We start from the raw sequence: 17,846 nt of genomic DNA, 5'->3' as shown, positions 1-17,846 counted from the left end.
GGCCTAGCCCACCAGGTTGCTCATGTTGAGAATTGGCAGCATGATGGCCAAGACAATAATCAGCACCACCACGCCCATTATCAGCAGCATCATTGGCTCAAACAAACCAACAATGGCCGCGATTTTCGATTGCAGGGTGTTTTCCTGCATCCGGGCCGTTCGCTCCAGCATGCTGTCCAGCTCACCGCTGGCCTCACCGCTTGCAATCATGTGCAACATCATCGGTGGGAAGTACCCGGTTTGGTCCAGCGAACGGTGCAGCGATCCGCCCTCACTGACCTTTCGCGCCGCGTTCCGAAGTTCGCCCCGCAAATAATCATTGGACAAGACTTCGCCCGCAATGCGCATGGCTTCCACCAACGGCACGCCACTGGTGGTCAGAATACTCAGGGTACTGGCATAACGGGCCGTACTCACGCCTCGCACCATGCCGGAGAATAACGGCAAATGCAGCAGGCGTTTATGGAACTTCAGCCGAAACGCCGGCCTGCTGAGCGCCAGCCGGAACGCGATCACCGCAATGATCAAAAGAATCAGAATGTAGATGCCGTAGCTGCCGAGGAAATCCGATACGTTCAGCATGGCCTGAGTCAGCGCCGGCAGCTCCTGCCCCTGCTTGAGAAATACCTCGATGATATCCGGCACCACGTAGGTCAGCAGGAACACCACAATGGAGATCGCAACCACACTGAGAATGATGGGGTAAATGGCAGCTAGCTGGATCTTTTGGCGCGCTTCCTGGCGGTTTTCGGTGTAATCCGCCAGCCGGTTCAACACCAGATCCAGGTGGCCTGCGTGTTCGCCCGCAGACACGGTGGAGCGATACAGGCGTGGAAAGGCGTTGGGAAACTCCCCCAGACTCTCCGCAAGGCTGTAGCCTTCCATGACCTTCGCGCGAATTGCGATAAGCATACTGCGGATACGGGGTTTGGTAGACTGTTGTGCAGCCGCAGACAAGGCCTGCTCCACCGGGATGCCGGACTGAATCAGCGTGGACAATTGGCGGGTTACCAGGGCGAGATCGGCGGCTGCCAATGAGCCGCGACGGCTGAGGGGATTGGATCGTACCTGTTTCTCCGTTGACGGCTCGACAGCCAACGGAGTTAAGCCTTTCTCACGGAGCTGCTGGCGAACCGCGCGCGGCGCATCCGCCTCCATCACGCCGTTTTTTTGCTTGCCTCGGGTATCGAGTGCCTTGTAGTCGTAAGCAGGCATGGTTTATCGGCCCCGGTAGGTAACGCGCAAAACTTCTTCCACGCTGGTGACGCCGTCGAGTATCTTCTGCACACCGTCTGCGTGGATACTCGGCCCGCGCTTACGGGCAGCCTTTTCCAGATCCAGTTCACCGCCCCGCTTATCAATCAGCCCGCTTATTTCGTCGGTAATCTGCACCACTTCATAAATACCGATACGGCCGCGATAACCCAGGTCGTTGCAATGCTCGCAGCCTTTCGCTCGGTAGAGCGTCGGCGGTAGCGACGGGTCCAATTGCAGGAACTCACAGTGTTCCTCTGTGGGCGTGTAGGACTCACGACATTCGGTACACAGCACCCGAACCAGGCGCTGGGCCAGAATGCCCACCAAACTGGACGAAATCAGGAACGGCTCAATGCCCATGTCCATCAAGCGGGTAATAGCGCCCACTGCCGTGTTGGTGTGAAGGGTGGAAAGCACCAGGTGACCGGTCAAACTGGCCTGAACCGCAATTTCAGCGGTCTCAAGGTCCCGGATCTCACCAATCATCACCACGTCCGGGTCCTGACGCAGGATGGCCCGAAGGCCGCGGGCAAAGGTCATGTCCACCTTGGTGTTAACCTGGGTCTGGCCAATACCGGGCAGATCGTATTCGATCGGGTCTTCAACCGTCAGGATGTTGCGGCTGCGATCATTGATTTCCTGAAGAGAGGCGTAGAGCGTGGTCGATTTACCGGAACCCGTCGGACCGGTGACCAGTAAAATGCCGTAGGGCCGATGAATCAGCTTCCGCAGCACCTTTAGATCGTCACCAGACATACCCAGTGATTCCAGGCGAATCGCGCCGGCCTGTTTATCCAACAGACGCAGCACCACCCGTTCGCCACTAGACGACGGCATGGTCGACACCCGGATATCCACTTCCCGGCCGGCCACTCTCAGGGCAATCCGGCCGTCCTGAGGTACCCGCTTTTCAGCGATATCGAGTTTGGCCATAACCTTGATACGGGACACCAGCAGCGGTGCCAACGCCCGTTTGGGCTGTACCACCTCACGCAGGACACCATCAACCCGGAACCGCACCACCAATCGCTTCTCATAGGTCTCGATGTGAACATCAGACGCGCTGGTCTTGACTGCTTCAGTCAAGATGGCGTTGATCAGGCGAATGATTGGAGCGTCGTCTTCCTGCTCCAGCAGATCCTCGGTTTCGGGAACGGATTCTGCCAATGAGGCAAGATCCATATCGTCACCGATGCCCTCTACCATCTGCATGGCTTCAGCGGAATCGTTCTGATAGGCAGCATTCAGGGCGTGGTCGAACCGGTCGGGATCAATCGTAGAAAACCGTGCTCGCCCACCGCTAACGCGGTTGGCTTCCGCAAGGGCGGAATGTGAGGCCCCGGGCCGCACCAGGATGATCGGGTCGCCTTCCTCCGAGCGCGTCAGAATGACTCCATTGCGCTTGGCAAATGTAAAAGGAAGACGGCCCAGCGGAGCATCCTGCTGCTGAAATTCAGATTCTGTAGTCAAGGTCTTCCCCGTCCCGAAATTCTTTTTTATTCAATCAATTCAGAAAGGCTACCACAGGATATGGACCCGCTGAATAACTCTATACACTATACTGCCAATTAGTCATTGCCGTCTGATAACCTGTGGACTTTTCCGCCCACACAATCGCACCCAGGAAGAACAATGCCCCTTAACAACCAACGGCTTCCTCTCCTTCTCACCGTTATCGCGGGCGCGGCCATGGTGGGTGTGACCGCTTGGCAGGTTTATAGTTTCTCCCTCGCCCAGAACCAGGCAAAGTCATCGTCGGACGCGCAGCAACTGGTTCGCGAGGGGCGGGATCTGAGCGAGGCGCCAGAAGTGGACCTGACCACACTCGCTTTGTTCGGAACCGCCAGCCAGGAAGGCGGTGCGGGACCGGTAGAGACCGAAAACCTGCCGGAAACCAACCTGCGGCTGTTCTTGCGGGGCGTTATGGCAGCCGACGGTGAGTTTCCCGGTAGCGCCCTGATTGAAGACCAGAAAGGCAACACCGAAGCATACCCCGTGGGCGATGAATTGCCCGGTAGCGCCAAACTTCGTTCCGTGCACGCCAACCGAGTGGTCATTGAGCGCGGCGGCAAGTTGGAAAACCTGTTTTTCCCGGAAGAAAAGAATCGTTCCGGTATGACCGTAGCGTCCGGTAACCAGGATGAGCCACAACAGTCCTCGCCGGAACCCCAGATACCAACATCCAGCCAGGCACCCTCTCCTGCCGCCGATGAGCAACGCAGAGAGGAAATCCGCCAACGCCTTGAACAACTCAGGGAACGGCTGCGAAACAACAGTAACTGAGGCCTCAAATGGGCATTGCCGCTCGTGCGTTCGGGCATCCTGCGTCACTGTTACCGGCACTCATGCTGGTGGCGGCCTTGGTCGGGGCATTTGAGCTTAGCAGTCGCCTGATGAACTACGTGCAGCAAGAGTTCGGTACCGAGGCTTTCGAACGCCTCGAGAACTGGCAGCGCCTGCACAAGCTCGCCGCCAATGCCCCGGTTGAGCGCCAGCTCCAGCTTGTGAACCGCTTTTTTAACCGCGTAAAGTTCGTCAGCGACATTCGACACTGGGGTGAGGAGGACTACTGGGCTACCCCGGTGGAGTTGCTGACCACCAACGCCGGCGACTGCGAGGACTTCTCCATCGCCAAGTACCTGACACTGAAATCCATGGGCGTACCCGATGATCAACTCCGCGTTGTTTATGTAAAAGCACTGGAGCTCAATCAGGCCCACATGGTTCTGGCCTGGTACTCGCAACCCGACGCTGACCCACTGATCCTCGATAACTTAATAAATGAGATAAAGGTTGCCTCTCAACGAACTGATCTTGAACCGGTTTACAGTTTTAATGGTGAGGGGCTCTGGCTAAACAACTCATCCGGCGGCGAAGGAGAACGCATCGGCGAGGCGCAGAAGCTTTCGCGCTGGCAGGAACTGAACGAGCGCCTGACCGACTCCCTACAGCAATAGCAATCCCCACCTCTGGACACTCATCGATTTTTCACGAAAATGCTTTATACTGTGAAAAATCGACAAAGGAGCTCCATCATGAGTACCGCACAGCTCCCCAACGAGCAAACACAAGACAAAGCACTGCTTGCCAAAGCCTTGCTCAATGCTGGGAAGGCCTTCGGTTTCAACCAAACCGAACTGGCCGACATTGTGGGCAGGAACCGTACCGGCTTGGTGCGGGACGGCATTGATCCGGCCAGCAAGTCCGGTGAACTCGCCCTGCTCTTCATTCGCCTCTACCGCAGCGTATTTGCGCTGACCGGCGGTGAACCTGCGGCCATGAAGCACTGGATAAACACCGAAAACCGCTACTTCGATGAGGTACCGCGGCAGCTGGTCAGGTCGGCAGAAGGGCTGGTTCGGGTTAATCACTACCTGGATGCCATGCGAGGTAAGGTGTGAGTTATGAAGAGCGTATCCATAATGCCCTAGAACCGCTGCAGGGAACAGCATACCGGGTGGTGGAGTCCCAGGAGGAGATAGCCACCACCCGCTTGGTCGACAACATACCGGAACAGGCCCGTCTGGAAGAGTTGCTGGAGGCTACCAAACCGGCTCGCGCGAAGAGCACCGACAAGCTTCATTACCTGCTGGCTACTCCATTTCGCTACCCACCACTGAAGCATGGTTCACGGTTCGGCCGCGCCTTCGAAAAAAGCCTGTTCTACGGCGCCATGACCATCAACACCGCGCTGGCCGAAACCGCTTTTTACCGTTTTGTGTTTGTCAGCCATGTGAGCGAGCCATTCCCGAACCCCCTGCAAACCCTTCACACGCTATTCGGCGCCAGGATTCGGAGCGAGCACGGCGCGCGCCTGCAGGATTCCGCTTGGCAGGACCTGCACGAACCGCTCACCCATCCTTCAAGCTATGCCCTGACCCAATCCCTTGGCACTCAGATGCGGGAGTGCGGAGTGCACTGCTTTCAGTTCCTGTCCGCCAGAGCCCGACAGGCCCAACTTTACCGCCTGCCCTACGAATCCGGCGATGGCATGGAAGGCATCAATGTCGCGCTGTTCGAGCCGAGCGCCCTGAAGGACCGAAAACCCCGGGAGTCATCCCGCTTGATCATCGTGACTGGAACGGAATCCGTGTCCATGAGCCTAACGTTGGCGGATGGCTCTCGGCAGGTTTCGGAGTTTGCTCTGAGCAGCTTTTTAATTGATGGCCGGCTGCCTGATCCTGCGGCGTAAAACCCTGCTCACTACACGCAATATACTTTGATATACGGATTAACAAACATCCATAGGATTCTGATATAGAACAAAAACTGTTCCCGTATAGATTGCAGACCAGAAGGTATAAACGACCTATTCTTCGGGAGTGCTGTAGGCCACCTGAGCATAATTCACAGCGGCTACCATCATTACCCCACCAACCATGTTGCCCAGCAGCGTAGGCGTGAAAAACTGGAAGAGAAACTCCCAGATACCGTAAGAACCGTGGAAAACCCCGTAGAGCGCCGCCACGGAGCCAGCAATGATGTGGGGGAAATGCGCAAGGCCAATGACATAGGTGACCAGAATAATCACGACCACCCGTGCAGACTCAGCAAACGGCAACAGCCAGAGCATCAGCGCCACCAGCCAGCCGGCAAAAATCGCCCTGACGAACATGGAGCCAAAACCATGGCCATATTCCCTGGCCGCTATCGCTTCGAGTGCATCGTCGATTTTCGGATCGAGCACGTCAAACCAACTCAACGCTGCTGCGAAAATTGCGGTACCCAGTATGTTGAAACACAGGACAACGGCCCATAACTTCAACGTGCCCGAGACAGTGGGCAGATTCCTGACCCTCAATACCTCGAGCACCGGCGTTAGCGTGTTTTCAGTGAACAGTTGCTGTCGCCCCAGAATGACAAACAGAAAACCGATTGAATAACCGAAGCTACTTATAATCGGGCGCCAAGGCGCCTCTGGCGTGTAGCTATAAAGAAGAGCCTGTGCAATCAGGGAGAAGCCCATAGACAAACCTGCTGCCAGAGCAGACCAGGCTAAAGCAACCAACGGCCGATTCAGCTCTGATTCGGCCTCACGCCGAATTGCCTCATAGACCACCGCGGCACTCGGTGCTTCCCTACGACGAGCATCCTTTTTCTCAGTTGAGTTCAACGCCTCAGTCGTCGGGTCGTCCTGATCCATAGAGAAATATGCTCGCTGGTTGGTGACGTTTTAGATTGCGGCGCACGTACATGAGAGTCAACTAGCGATCTTCAGAAAACTCTCCGTTAAGACTCTTTGGTTGCGGCCCTACAGACTGACCAAAGGAATCCAAAACGATCTGATTAGCAAGCCTTAAAACTGTAGATCCGCCCCTAACCTTGCTCATACTCCCGTACCAGCTCCTGTAAAAAGTAGAGGCCGGCGGAACTCAGGAAGCAGCGGCTGGCTCCGGAACGAAACAGCAGGTTGCGTTTATCGAGATAGTCCAGGGCCTCGGAGAAACCTTTCTCGAAGCGCGCAGCCCGGAGAATTTCCTGATATTCCTCATCGCCTGCCAAAGCAATGAGGTCGTTCTCATTTAGTCCGGCATCCGGACGGCCAAGGTATTCCAAATCCCGCCCGCTGCGAGCGAAATAACGCCCGATCAACAGCAGTATGACCTGCACCCGGAAGGCGTTCTCGTCGTGTTCCTCGTTTTCGTCATCACTGCTTTCCTTGAGAAAGAAAAACGCGCCGGTTTCGTTAAACACCAGCTCGCTGCCCAAGTGTTCGTAGAAAGTCCGGAAGTGGGATAGGTGGTTGTAAAGCAGATTGTAGAGCGGATTGGCTCGCAACTCGGAGTGGTTGCTGTCCCACACATCCCGCACGATTACCCGACCAGCCTGGAATTCCCGGTAGATCGAGGCGCTTTGGGCCGGGAGGATCTGCTCGAAGCTGCCGGAACTTTGTGAGTTGACCACGGATGCGGTGGCATCCATGGCGTCGGAAAAATCAGGCATGGTGTCGCTCTTCTTGATTGGCCGGGGCGTTACTTTGAATAGTTTCCAGGTTTTCCAGGCGGCGCTTTCGGTAGACAAATTGCTCGCCGTCCGATGACTGGTCCAGGATTCGGAAGCGGTTGGTGGTAACCACCTGCAGACCCTCCGGCGGCGAGTTAACCAGACGGTTCAGAGCTGCCAGCAAATCCGGAAAGCGATAGCCCGGTATGAAGCCATCCAGCCGGCCGTGCAGCTCCCGCACAAGATCGTTGGTAGGCCGCAGCTCCAGGGTTTCCAGCCATTGATAAAGCTGGTTGATACGCTGGACATCAATCCGGGTATGGCGTCCGCTGCCGTCGACCTGCTGCAGTACCGGCACCTCGGCCTTGCGGCGGAGGTCGTTCAGGCGCAGCTCCAGTTCGCTAAACAACAGCTGGTAATAGCTGGACGATTCACCGAAGGCGTAGTGTTTCGGGCGCTGCTGGGCCCGCAAGCCCACGAGGAAGCCAGTACTGCGGGCAAAATCACCGCCCTCCAGCCATTTTCTCTTGAGGCTGAGGGTCTCGGTTTCGCTCTTGAGCTCCTGAAGCTTGCCGTAGAAATGCTCCATTGCGTTGTACTGGACCATGCCCTGACGGGTCTTGCGCAGAAAGTGCTCCACCTCCTGAGCCACCGCCTGAATGGGTTTGTACAAGGCGTTAAGGCTAATGGAGGAACGGAACAGCTGATCGGCCAGGCTATGGTCATCATGACTTTCCAGTAGCCTAACCATGGCTTCCAGGGTCTCAAACAGGTTACTGCCATCGGGCAGTCGGGTATCCGGATTCAGGAACACCAGAGTCGGCTTTATGTGGCGTTCGTAGAGAGTAACGATCCGCTCAAACAGGTTCTGGCGGAACTCCAGATATTTCTCAGGCGCCCGACTGGCGTCTCCGGAAAGATCCGCAAGCTGGGCACTGATAGTCTGCATGCGCAGGACATTCTGACGCAGCAAACCAATGAGCTGGCTGACCCGCTCGTTCAGATCGTCCCTCAGTTCGGTGTAGTCCAGGTCGGCAGCGCTGAAGCTGCTGGTTTCCAGGCGATTGCGCACATCCCGAAGGGTCACCAGATGGCCCCGCAGACGGGCATCAGTCAGTTCCTGATATAGCGAAGCGTTACAGGCTCGCATCAGGTTGATCAGGGCATCCTGGAACACTAGTCGCCGCTCGCCTTCGGCCTTGATGATGTCGATCACCAGGCCGCTCCGGAACAGATTGTCAGTATTCAATGCAAGCCGCACCCGGTCCCGGTCGGCATTGCCAAGGGTGCGGGTATAGTCCATCACCTCAGCCACCAAATCACTCTCGCGAATATACCGGGCTTCGTTTCGGTCCATCCGTTCGATCATCCGGAACAGAATCTTCGGGTGCTCGAACAACAGCCGGGTGGTGTCCAGGGTGCTGAAGCGTTTACTCATCCGCCGGCTCCAGCAGGCTGCTCTGGGACTGATCGGCCCATTGGCTCAAGGATTCGCCGTTGGTAAAACCCTCAGCCCCGCCCCAGAACACCAGGGTGCGCTGCGGGCTGTAAGGCCGCGCCGTGCGCATCTGCCCCACTTCCAGGTGCCTGCCGATCAGGTAGATCACTTCCGCGCTGGCACTGTGAGTAGCGGCAGAGAACAAATTGAAGCCCTGTTTGCGCAACCGTTCCAGCAGCGAGGGCATCTGGCTGATGTCCACGCTGGCCAGCTCGTCCAGCACCATGGGGAACGACAGCTGCACGCCGGGATACAACACGCGCTTCAACAGCCGGTACACCAGCTCTAGATTGATCAATGCCGTGGTGGAGGTGGACTGGCCTTTCTTGTCCAAGCTCGCAGCGTTTTCCTTACGAGTGCGGTAGGAAATGCCGGTGATCACTCTGTCCATGGTCAGACGTTTGCTACCGCTCTCACCGAAAAAGTCCGCCACGAACACCCGCAACCGATCGTAGAACGCATCCGACTGCAGCTGGTTGCCATACGGATCGATGTTGTTGGCTTCTTCCACCAAATTACGGAATTTCGGATCGGTGTGAATATCCACGCGAATTTCAACCAGATCGTTGATGCGCACGCCTTCTAGCTCACGGTTCAGCTGCGCTTCAAAACGGGCTATGTGCTCGTGGTTCGATTTCAGGGCCTGTCGGTAGCTCGCCACAGTTTCATTGTGGATCCCAACCTGCTGCTCCAGCACGTTCCAGCGCTCAACCATGCCGGCAAAGAGGTCCGACAGGCTTTTGAACGTTTCGCGAATGACCGATGAGGCCGGGCTGTCTTTCTGCAGCTCGCCTTCGGTATCTTCGTGGATGCCGAGATAAACAAATTGGCGAAGGTGGTCGAGGATACTGCGACGGCGCTCTTCCAGGTCGTCCAACTGGGTTTGGAGGTCGTCGAACGCGGCGACAGACACCTGCTCAATGTCCAGAGGCTGCTCGGCTTCCACCGCTTTCAGATGCGGAAAACGGTGCTCCACGGTCCCGACGCTGCGGCTGAGGCCCGCCAGTTCCCGTTCCCGCTCCTCGATACGCTCTTTTTCGGCCCTGGCTTTGGCGGCCTTCTGCTGAACCGCATCCTGCTTCTCCTGCTCCAGCCGGGCCTGCTCTTCTAGCTTGGCCAGCTGCTCCTCCGCCGCCTGTTTCTCCTCAGTAGCGTCCCTCAGTGTGGTTGCAGCTCCCGGGTAACGGCTCAGGGTATCCAGATCCTTTTCGATGGCGCGGATCTCTTTTTCCGTGCGCTCGATCAACCGTGGCCGGTCATGTTCCTGGTTGGCGGTATCTGCCAGTTCAGCCCGCTCCTTTTCCAGGCCCTGGAGCTCACCTTCAATATGCCGGCGCTGCTCTGCAAAATCAGTCTGCCGGGCCGGCTGGGCCACGTATTCGGCATCGAACCAGTCAAAGCCTCTATCATTAGGCACGAACAGCCGGGCAAACGCTTCGATGGCCGCCTTGCTGTCAGCATCCAGATCCTGGCCCGGGCTAGCCATGACCAACCGTGGGTCCACGGCCCGTAGCGGTGCCGCGGTGGCTTCATCCAACTGGTTCTGCAACTGCCACTGCTGTTTGCTTTCCCGATCCTTCAAGGATTCCAGCTTGCGCTCAAGCTCCTGCTTCTTGTTCTGGATCTGCACCAGCCGGATTTCCGCTTGGGCGGCACTCTTTAGCGCAGCCAGATGCCCTTTCTTGCTATCGAGTTCCTCTTTCTGGATGTCCTCGATTTCCTGAAGGGTCATCTCCCCATACTGGGACACCAGCAAATCGCCATCTTTCTGGCTCTGCTCTGCCTGCTTAATGCGCCGATCGGCTGAACGGATCTCGCCCTTCAGGCCACTGGCGTCTTGTTCCAGTTTTTTCAGAGCCTGGAGCACATGGCGTAGCGTGTCGTTCTGTTCATTGAACCCCTCTACTGCGGCTTTACGTTTGGAACCAATGTCCTGCAAGGCATGGCTGACGCCATCCCGGAAAGCGGCAAATTCGTGCTGGCTGCGAACCAGGGTTTGGTAGGCCTGATAATCCCCTTGCAGCTTCTTGAACCGTGAACGCTCTTTTTCAATCTGGTTCAGCTGGATTTGCTGTTGCTTAAGTTGATCATGCCGACTGAGGAACTCATCGATGTTGAAATCGAAGGCATCGTCGGCAAACTTCTTGTCCGCCTCGATGATGCTGGCCACCGCATTAGACATGGCCTGATCGTCTGCTTTCATTTCAAACAGCAGCCGGATCAACGTGCGCAGCGACTGCACCCGGCGCTCGTCGGACTCACCCAACGGCAGCACCGAATAACGCACGGCATCGGCGTTCATCAACTCGCTGCTGTACAGCATCTGTTTGAGCTTGGCCGGGTCATTCACCAGCCGGGTATCTTTGGAGACCTTTTTCAGAGCCTCGGACAAGCGGCTGAACGACAGCTCCGGTACCGCCTGGCCGATTCCGTCCTCATCGTCACCATTCCAGAACAGAGGCCGCAGCTGGTCGTAGCCCACCGGCACGAAAGCGCGGCCATAGCTGAGTTGGCTCGCGCTGTCCCGGTACAGAATTTGGCAATGCACCCCTGCTGGGTTCTCAGCCTCCATGATCAGGAAACTGAACTGGCTCGGAAAATAGTGCTGGTAGCTTTCCTCGTTAGTGTAAAAACTGCCGGCACTGGCGTTGCGGAACGCAAATTTCTTGCGGCTGTTCTTGAAGTTGTTTTCCGGCAGCAGGAACAGACGCAGGCTGTTTAAAAGGCTGGACTTGCCCAGATTGCCCGGGCCAAGGATCAGGCCATGGTTGTCCACTGGAATTTCCACGTAACAGAAGCCGGCCGAATCCACCAGCACCAGACGACGGATTCCAAAATTGAAATTGCCTGGGCTCCCCTGGGAGTCACTCATCCAGAATCATCTCCTGTTCCATGAATTTGCCGGTTGCCCGGAAGGCCTCTGTCAGGGCCACAAAGCCAAGCCCCTCTGCTAACGATATCGCCCTTGTGAATCGTTCGGTGGCGTCCGGTATGTTGCGAAATAGGGGCAGCCATGGTTGCCAATCGCGCGGCTGAACAAACGTCGCTTTGTCACCAAGAGAGGCTGAGATCGTTGAGAACATTTGCAGACCACCGGCATCATAATCGAATGCGCAGAATACTTCTTCATAGCCCTTCAACCAGTCAAGAATCGCGCCCCGGGTAACCCGGTTGCCACCGCCCAACACCACGTCGCAGTTCATCAGCCGCAAATGCATTCCCAGTGTTTCACTGGCAAAATCGAGCATCTGCGAATACTGGTAGAAATTACGCTCGTTCTCCACCACCAGCACTGACCGTGCCCGGCGGAACCCCATATCGGAGGATTTGGTCCCGATAACGACTACGTCTGGCCGGCTGTGCACCAACCCCTGATGGTAAACGAGAAGAAAACTGACCTCGGTGCCATGGCGGTGAGAGTTACCCTTTTTCGCGGCGTCTACCCTGCTCACCGGCGTTTGCGCCAGATCCTGCAGCTCGGTGAAAGCGGTTTCATCCAGGATAGTGACGATCCAACGGTTGGCTTTCACCTTTTCCGTCGCAAACAACTCCCTATGGCGGCGCCGAAACGCCTCCGGCAGTTGCTTCAGGAAAGCTTCATAGTTAATGGGCTGGCCACGGAGGATTTTATCGAGGTAGTCGTTCAACAGCTCACCACAATCACTCTGAACAGTGTTTATGAACGTAGGTTTGACGATTAGTGTAACGCCATCAGGCACCTACTGTATCGGGGACTTTTAATCCAGAATGTTAACCTGGCTCTTTGCAAAGCGAGTGAAGGTAAGTCAATGAAAGACACGCACACTAACAGCCATGGCAACCCTATCCTGGTTACGTTCGATACTCAGGGCGAGCCACTGGAATGGAACTCCCTCGGTGACCAGGTCATGGGCGGACAATCCGACGGTAAGCTAGTCAATTCCGCGGAAGGAGTCGGCATCTTTCATGGCACCGTGCGACTGGATAACGGCGGTGGCTTTGCTTCAGCCAAAGCGAATCTACCCGAAGCGTTCGATGCATCCCAGTACACAGGTATCGAGCTTCTTGCTCTCGGCGACGGCAAAACCTACAAGATCGGCATTCGAAACAGCACCAACCGGAGCAGTATTGTGTACCAGCATGCTTTTACCCCGGATACCGAAGTCTGGAGCCGTATCCGGCTTCCCTTCAGTGAATTCATACCGACTTGGCGCGGCAAGACAGTGGCCGATGCAGAACCACTGAATCTTGAGCACCTTGCTTCAGTAAGCCTTTTCGTTTCCGGGCGACAGGCTGGGGAATTCCGCCTGAGGATGCAGGATTGGAGGTTGATCCGATGACCAAACTTGCCCTGGTAACCGGTGCCAGCGCCGGCATTGGCCGTGAAGCCTGCGCCCACTTTGCCCGAAAAGGCTACAGGGTGATCGCTCTGTCCCGACAGCCGAGCGGGGTCGAATCCGCAGATCTGGAGTTAACGCTGGATCTTGAATCCTTTGAGCAAATTGAAGGGCTTGCGGGCGCCCTGGCCACCGAAATCGCGGTCGCCGAGCGAGTTATTTTGGTCAACAACTCCGGTTACGGGCAATTCGGCGCGCTTCGGGACCTGTCCGAATCCATGTGGCAAAAGCAGTTCAGCACCCACGTGTTCGGCCCCATCAAGCTGGCCGCTGTCTGCCTGAGGCTGTGCGAACAACCCGGCATACCCTTGCGAGTCATCGCGGTTAGCTCCGTTCTTTCCATCGCGCCCCAGAAAATGAAAGGCGCCTACTGTGCCGCCAAATCCGCGATGAACACGGCCCATGAAAGCTTCTGGTTTGATGAACAGGCCAGCAAAAGCCTGGAAAGTGTTTCGCTTGTGCTCCCGGGCCCCGTGGCGACCCGGTTCAGAGAACATGCCTTGGCCGCTTTGCAGCCCTTGCTTGGCCGGGCAAGCGCCGTGCACCGGGAAAAGTACAAAACAATGGAAGCAGCGCTGGCGCCAGGCGCCAGAATCAAGCCCTTTACAGCCAGCGCATCAGACGTCGTGAAAAAGATTTACAGCGCCGCGGAGGCGACACGCCCCAAGCCTCGGTACCTAGTTACACCACAGACCTACGCTGCTGAATTTATCACCCGGTTTATTCCCCGCTCGATCCAGAGAATCATCTTGAGATAGGCCGGGCCTTCTTCACCTTTCGGGCACGGCTCAATTCATCCTTCACATATGCTCCAACAGCTTTGAGGATAACCAGGTCTGGATCAGCCTCCTGGTCATCCGCCAGCCGGAAAATCTGTTGGTAATACCAGGCCTGACCACCCAATACGTTGATGATTTTAAGCGGCATCAGCGGGCTGAACGGCGAGAAAAATCCCCGCTGCGCAAGCTTCACGTGATCTTCGTGGCAAACGGTTTTATCAATGCGCGCGTTAAGCAAATCCCTGGGTATATAGGGATCGGTACACAGTGGTCGGCCAAGGCCAATTACGTCGGTTTCGCCGCTGGCAATCGCCTCTTCCATAAACGCTCGCGTCCGGAATCCTCCGGTAACCATCAGCGGGCAATCGCACACCTATCGAATCGTCTGAGCATAATCCAGGAAGTAAGCCTCACGTTTGCGAGTACTTTCCCGCATGGCCGGGCCATCGCTCGCCGTGTCGGCATCACCACTGTACCCGAGCAGCCGTGGCTGCTCGTAGGTGCCACCGGAAACCTCCAGCAGATCAATCCCCTCCTCATTGAGCCAGCGCACCACGTTCACAGACTCATCGAGCGAAAACCCACCCTTGCGGAAATCGTCGGAATTCAGCTTTACCGCAACCGGAAATTCCGGCCCAACAGCAGCGCGAGCCGCCCGCACCACCTCGATCAGGAAACGGGCGCAATTTTCTAGCGACCCTCCCCAGCGATTGTAGCGTTAAATCCCCAAAATAAATCTGTCCCAATTTCCCACACCAAGAAGCTGTATATATTTACAGCTTTTTTGAGGTATTCTTTGTCGAACACCTAGTTCAAGGGAGTTCAAGCTACTATAATGGAAAAATCTCGTGATTTTTCGTCACACAATTGACCCAGAGAGGGAGTGCTCCGTGAAAGACGAAGAAGGCCTTAAGCTTATCAATGAACTGCTCGATATCTACGATCAGGGGTTCATTGCCAAAACTCTGAATAACTTGGGGTTCGATTCCTGGTGCAGGGAGAGTATCAATCGCTGGGTGAAAGGAAAAGCTGACAGAAAGCTTAGTCACGGCGAATTTGAGCATCTCAAGTCCCTGTTACCGACCCCCTTTCAAGAGCAGGGGCATGAATTCCGGTTCATAGACCTGTTCGCTGGCATTGGTGGAATACGACGCGGGTTTGACGAGATTGGTGGAAAATGCGTGTTTACCAGTGAATGGAACAAATACGCTGTAAGAACCTATAAGGCGAATCATTACAGCGATTCGGAACACATTTTCAACGAAGACATCCGTGAGGTTACTCTTTCGGACAGAGAAGATGTTTCTGACGAAGAGGCTTACGCGCACATTGACAGTACTATTCCAGATCACGACGTCTTACTCGCCGGGTTTCCCTGCCAACCCTTCTCTATAGCCGGAGTCTCGAAGAAGAATTCGTTAGGGCGTGCTCACGGCTTTGAGTGTAATACTCAGGGAACCCTTTTCTTTGATGTTGCCAGAATTATTCAGGCGAAACGCCCTGCAGCTTTCCTGCTCGAGAACGTGAAAAACCTGAAAAGTCACGACAAGGGTAAAACTTTCAAGATTATCCTAGAAGCGCTGGATGAGCTTGGGTACGAGGTCTCAGATGTAAATTATGATGGCGCGCGGGACCCTAAAATTATCGATGCAAAACATTTCGTTCCACAGCACCGCGAGCGAATTGTGCTGGTAGGTTTCCGCCGGGATCTTGATGTACATGACGGATTCACTCTAAAAGACATACGAAAGCACTTTCCGGAAAAGGTAACCACATTTGGCGAGATCTTGGAGCCAGAGGAAGAGGTTGGTGACCGGTATATCCTAACTCCAAAACTATGGCAGTACTTGTATGACTACGCCGCAAAACATAAGGCTAAAGGAAACGGGTTTGGATTCGGGCTTACTGGACCCAATGATGTGGCCCGAACACTATCCGCACGATACTACAAAGACGGATCAGAAATCCTTGTAGACCGCGGATGGGATATGAATGCTGGCTTCGAGGATATGATCAACCAGGGAAACCGGCCAAGACGGTTGACACCGAAAGAGTGCGCACGGCTTATGGGCTTTGACGAACCCAGTGAATCGAACTTCAAAGTACCTGTGTCGGATACCCAAGCATACAAGCAATTCGGAAACTCTGTAGCAGTGCCGGTTTTTCGGGCTGTGGCAAAAATGATGAAACCTAGAATTCTGGAAGCAAAAGCAAAAACTGCAAAGCGGAAATCCAAAGCCGCCTGATCATGGCAGATGTTCACGACAAAAAAACCCGAAGCCGCAACATGGCGGCTATTAAGGGAAAGAATACGAAGCCTGAAATCTGGTTGAGGAAAGAGCTCTTCAAAATAGGCTTCCGGTACAGGCTCCACCGGAAAGATCTTCCGGGCAAGCCTGATATAGTTCTACCAAAGTACCGCGCTGTTATCTTTGTACACGGTTGTTTCTGGCACGGGCACCAGGGCTGCCCGTTGTTCAGGATTCCCTCAACACGAACCGAATTTTGGAAAGAAAAGATCTCCTCGAACAGACATCGGGATTCACGTAATATCGCAAAGTTACACGAACTTGGCTGGAGAGTTCTTGAGTTATGGGAGTGTTCAATAAAGGGGAAACTCCGACTCGATGGACACACGCTTATCCAATCTGCATCTGAATGGATCAGAGGTTCGGACGCAGAAGCGGAGATCTCAGGATTGGATAGTCCAAACAGCATCATCAAAGATTTCGATAGCAGGAAGTAAAACCGAATGTCAGATTTTGGATCTCTGAACGACTATCTATCCGGCGCTGCAGTCAAACGACTCACTGCAGTTGAATGTGATCCCTCACGTTCAAACGGCCACGAAATCAACGCTACAAGCATGAAGGCTTTCATGGGCGCTGACGCCCGTTCAGATATTCCCACAACATTTGTGCGCCTCGATGATGATGAAGAGGATATCGAAAGCATCGAGGGCACATGCTCATGGTGGTTCAGAGACCGCACCGCGCAAGGTAAAGGAATCGAATACCGACTTTATTATCAAGATAACCCTGCGATAACGAAGGCGGAAATTGGGGATGCCTTGGCAATAGTCATGAAACCCAATAACGAACTGATTTTCGTTACTGCACCGCAAGGCTCGCAATCAGAGTTAGAGCTATTTGAACTCTTCGGGCAAGACTTCGGTAATCGATTCAAGTCGCTTGATTTTACGAATGATGAAGAAGAAATCGGTCCGATAAAACGATTCATCCTCGAAGAACTAGGCATAGAGATAAAAGCCAACTTTGGGATGAACTATTTGAGCACTATTGAGAGTCACTTTGGTCCTCTAACTTTCCCCACCACAAGGAAGTTTTCGCAGCTGGCCAGACAACTTGGCGGCGAGCTTAGAGAATTCGATAGCGCTGACAAAGCCGTCGTAACCTGGTGGGAAACGGAAGAAGCCATGTTTCGGCAGCTGGAGGGTGCGATTATCGAAGAGAGACTCGCAAAAGGATTCACCAATGCAGAGGACTTCCTTTCTTTTTCCCAGTCTATTCGGCAACGAAGATCTTCACGGGCAGGAAGCGCCTTGGAAAACCATCTGGAGCAAACCTTTTCAGAAAAAGGAGTTCGGTTCTCCCGAGAGAAAAAAACGGAGAAAAACAAGAAGCCGGACTTTCTTTTCCCGTCAGTAGAAGACTACAGAAACAAAGACTTTCCCGCAGAACAACTTACGATGCTTGGAGTCAAAACTACATGCAAAGACCGGTGGCGACAGGTTCTAGCCGAAGCGGGAAGGATCGAAAAAAAGCATCTGTTTACTCTACAGCCCAAAATTTCTAGTAACCAGACCAATGAAATGATCGATTCGAAACTGCAACTGGTAGTTCCCAGATCAATTCATGTGACTTACACCGATGAACAGAAGAGTTGGCTGTGGGATCTTGAGCAATTCTTAGACATAGTAAAGAAACGAGACATCTGATTAGCAACAGGTCGTGATACTCAAATTATGATTCA

The 17,846-nt window shown here is 54.7% G+C and carries 18 protein-coding genes; 9 read left to right on the top strand and 9 right to left on the bottom strand.

Translation table 11 applies throughout. The features are described 5' to 3' along the window. Window positions 1–3 precede the first annotated feature (3 nt). Together gspF and gspE are read right to left on the bottom strand one after the other, a co-directional pair. Window positions 4–1,215, bottom strand: a complete 1,212-nt coding sequence (gspF, locus tag QUE89_RS08190; protein WP_286222704.1) for a type II secretion system inner membrane protein GspF — start codon at window positions 1,213–1,215, stop codon at window positions 4–6. Window positions 1,216–1,218: 3 nt separating this feature from the next. Beyond that, on the bottom strand, window positions 1,219–2,727 hold the full coding sequence (gene gspE, locus QUE89_RS08185; protein ID WP_286222703.1) for a type II secretion system ATPase GspE: 1,509 nt from the start codon (window positions 2,725–2,727) through the stop codon (window positions 1,219–1,221). Between the two features lie 162 nt (window positions 2,728–2,889). Here gspE and QUE89_RS08180 point away from each other — a divergent pair, with 162 nt between their 5' ends. From QUE89_RS08180 to QUE89_RS08165, 4 genes are all read left to right on the top strand, one after another. Beyond that, window positions 2,890–3,540 (top strand): type II secretion system protein N, encoded by a 651-nt coding sequence (locus QUE89_RS08180; protein ID WP_286222702.1) that lies wholly within the window; start codon window positions 2,890–2,892, stop codon window positions 3,538–3,540. 8 nt (window positions 3,541–3,548) lie between these two features. Further along, on the top strand, window positions 3,549–4,214 hold the full coding sequence (locus QUE89_RS08175) for a transglutaminase-like cysteine peptidase (RefSeq protein WP_286222701.1): 666 nt from the start codon (window positions 3,549–3,551) through the stop codon (window positions 4,212–4,214). A gap of 78 nt (window positions 4,215–4,292) precedes the next feature. After that, the gene (locus tag QUE89_RS08170) at window positions 4,293–4,658 is read left to right on the top strand and encodes an MbcA/ParS/Xre antitoxin family protein (protein WP_286222700.1); all 366 of its coding nucleotides are present in this window, start codon (window positions 4,293–4,295) and stop codon (window positions 4,656–4,658) included. Continuing rightward, a complete protein-coding gene (locus tag QUE89_RS08165) occupies window positions 4,655–5,449 on the top strand; it encodes an RES family NAD+ phosphorylase (protein ID WP_286222699.1) in 795 nt (264 codons plus the stop codon). Before QUE89_RS08170 ends, QUE89_RS08165 begins: the two co-directional genes overlap by 4 nt. A 117-nt stretch (window positions 5,450–5,566) precedes the next feature. On the opposite strand, the gene QUE89_RS08160 is transcribed toward QUE89_RS08165, so the two are convergent. From QUE89_RS08160 to QUE89_RS08140, 5 genes are all read right to left on the bottom strand, one after another. Further along, a complete protein-coding gene (locus tag QUE89_RS08160; protein WP_286222698.1) occupies window positions 5,567–6,400 on the bottom strand; it encodes a formate/nitrite transporter family protein in 834 nt (277 codons plus the stop codon). Window positions 6,401–6,573: 173 nt separating this feature from the next. Further along, window positions 6,574–7,200, bottom strand: coding sequence for a condensin complex protein MksE (locus QUE89_RS08155; protein ID WP_286222697.1), 627 nt, complete (start codon window positions 7,198–7,200; stop codon window positions 6,574–6,576). Next, a complete protein-coding gene (locus QUE89_RS08150) occupies window positions 7,193–8,638 on the bottom strand; it encodes a hypothetical protein (RefSeq protein WP_286222696.1) in 1,446 nt (481 codons plus the stop codon). The genes QUE89_RS08155 and QUE89_RS08150 overlap by 8 nt, the downstream gene beginning before the upstream one ends. Next, window positions 8,631–11,570 (bottom strand): coiled-coil domain-containing protein, encoded by a 2,940-nt coding sequence (locus QUE89_RS08145; protein WP_286222695.1) that lies wholly within the window; start codon window positions 11,568–11,570, stop codon window positions 8,631–8,633. The genes QUE89_RS08150 and QUE89_RS08145 overlap by 8 nt, the downstream gene beginning before the upstream one ends. Next, on the bottom strand, window positions 11,563–12,345 hold the full coding sequence (locus QUE89_RS08140) for a hypothetical protein (protein WP_286222694.1): 783 nt from the start codon (window positions 12,343–12,345) through the stop codon (window positions 11,563–11,565). Before QUE89_RS08140 ends, QUE89_RS08145 begins: the two co-directional genes overlap by 8 nt. A 141-nt stretch (window positions 12,346–12,486) precedes the next feature. Here QUE89_RS08140 and QUE89_RS08135 point away from each other — a divergent pair, with 141 nt between their 5' ends. Both QUE89_RS08135 and QUE89_RS08130 read left to right on the top strand, forming a co-directional pair. Next, on the top strand, window positions 12,487–13,017 hold the full coding sequence (locus QUE89_RS08135) for a CIA30 family protein (protein WP_286222693.1): 531 nt from the start codon (window positions 12,487–12,489) through the stop codon (window positions 13,015–13,017). Further along, the gene (locus tag QUE89_RS08130; protein WP_286222692.1) at window positions 13,014–13,832 is read left to right on the top strand and encodes an SDR family NAD(P)-dependent oxidoreductase; all 819 of its coding nucleotides are present in this window, start codon (window positions 13,014–13,016) and stop codon (window positions 13,830–13,832) included. Before QUE89_RS08135 ends, QUE89_RS08130 begins: the two co-directional genes overlap by 4 nt. Here QUE89_RS08130 and QUE89_RS08125 read toward each other — a convergent pair. Together QUE89_RS08125 and QUE89_RS08120 are read right to left on the bottom strand one after the other, a co-directional pair. Next, a complete protein-coding gene (locus QUE89_RS08125; RefSeq protein ID WP_286222691.1) occupies window positions 13,819–14,175 on the bottom strand; it encodes a hypothetical protein in 357 nt (118 codons plus the stop codon). The two genes, QUE89_RS08130 and QUE89_RS08125, sit on opposite strands and share 14 nt — an antisense overlap. 51 nt (window positions 14,176–14,226) lie before the next feature. Then, window positions 14,227–14,514, bottom strand: coding sequence for a beta/alpha barrel domain-containing protein (locus QUE89_RS08120; protein ID WP_286222690.1), 288 nt, complete (start codon window positions 14,512–14,514; stop codon window positions 14,227–14,229). A 229-nt stretch (window positions 14,515–14,743) separates the two neighbouring features. On the opposite strand from QUE89_RS08120, the gene dcm reads away from it, so the two are divergent. Genes dcm through QUE89_RS08105 form a run of 3 tightly spaced genes read left to right on the top strand, consistent with a single transcriptional unit; the run spans window position 14,744 to window position 17,811 of the window. Further along, the gene (gene dcm, locus QUE89_RS08115) at window positions 14,744–16,099 is read left to right on the top strand and encodes a DNA (cytosine-5-)-methyltransferase (RefSeq protein WP_286222689.1); all 1,356 of its coding nucleotides are present in this window, start codon (window positions 14,744–14,746) and stop codon (window positions 16,097–16,099) included. A 2-nt stretch (window positions 16,100–16,101) separates the two neighbouring features. Further along, window positions 16,102–16,599: a very short patch repair endonuclease gene (locus QUE89_RS08110; RefSeq protein ID WP_286222688.1), complete on the top strand. Its 498-nt coding sequence runs from the start codon at window positions 16,102–16,104 to the stop codon at window positions 16,597–16,599. Window positions 16,600–16,605: 6 nt separating this feature from the next. Further along, the gene (locus tag QUE89_RS08105) at window positions 16,606–17,811 is read left to right on the top strand and encodes a type II restriction endonuclease (RefSeq protein WP_286222687.1); all 1,206 of its coding nucleotides are present in this window, start codon (window positions 16,606–16,608) and stop codon (window positions 17,809–17,811) included. Window positions 17,812–17,846: the final 35 nt, after the last annotated feature.

The sequence above is a fragment of the Marinobacter sp. LA51 genome (genome assembly GCF_030297175.1).
Taxonomy (GTDB): Bacteria; Pseudomonadota; Gammaproteobacteria; order Pseudomonadales; family Oleiphilaceae; genus Marinobacter; species Marinobacter apostichopi.
This window is presented reverse-complemented; position numbering and strand designations above follow the sequence as displayed.

Bases quoted from the DNA above. Each gene is read 5' to 3' on its own strand.
- gspF (WP_286222704.1), bottom strand. From the start codon at position 1,215: ATGCCTGCTTACGACTACAAGGCACTCGATACCCGAGGCAAGCAAAAA.
- QUE89_RS08180 (WP_286222702.1), top strand. From the start codon at position 2,890: ATGCCCCTTAACAACCAACGGCTTCCTCTCCTTCTCACCGTTATCGCG.
- QUE89_RS08175 (WP_286222701.1), top strand. From the start codon at position 3,549: ATGGGCATTGCCGCTCGTGCGTTCGGGCATCCTGCGTCACTGTTACCG.
- QUE89_RS08170 (WP_286222700.1), top strand. From the start codon at position 4,293: ATGAGTACCGCACAGCTCCCCAACGAGCAAACACAAGACAAAGCACTG.
- QUE89_RS08160 (WP_286222698.1), bottom strand. From the start codon at position 6,400: ATGGATCAGGACGACCCGACGACTGAGGCGTTGAACTCAACTGAGAAA.
- QUE89_RS08155 (WP_286222697.1), bottom strand. From the start codon at position 7,200: ATGCCTGATTTTTCCGACGCCATGGATGCCACCGCATCCGTGGTCAAC.
- QUE89_RS08150 (WP_286222696.1), bottom strand. From the start codon at position 8,638: ATGAGTAAACGCTTCAGCACCCTGGACACCACCCGGCTGTTGTTCGAG.
- QUE89_RS08145 (WP_286222695.1), bottom strand. From the start codon at position 11,570: ATGAGTGACTCCCAGGGGAGCCCAGGCAATTTCAATTTTGGAATCCGT.
- QUE89_RS08135 (WP_286222693.1), top strand. From the start codon at position 12,487: ATGAAAGACACGCACACTAACAGCCATGGCAACCCTATCCTGGTTACG.
- QUE89_RS08130 (WP_286222692.1), top strand. From the start codon at position 13,014: ATGACCAAACTTGCCCTGGTAACCGGTGCCAGCGCCGGCATTGGCCGT.
- QUE89_RS08125 (WP_286222691.1), bottom strand. From the start codon at position 14,175: ATGGAAGAGGCGATTGCCAGCGGCGAAACCGACGTAATTGGCCTTGGC.
- QUE89_RS08110 (WP_286222688.1), top strand. From the start codon at position 16,102: ATGGCAGATGTTCACGACAAAAAAACCCGAAGCCGCAACATGGCGGCT.
- QUE89_RS08105 (WP_286222687.1), top strand. From the start codon at position 16,606: ATGTCAGATTTTGGATCTCTGAACGACTATCTATCCGGCGCTGCAGTC.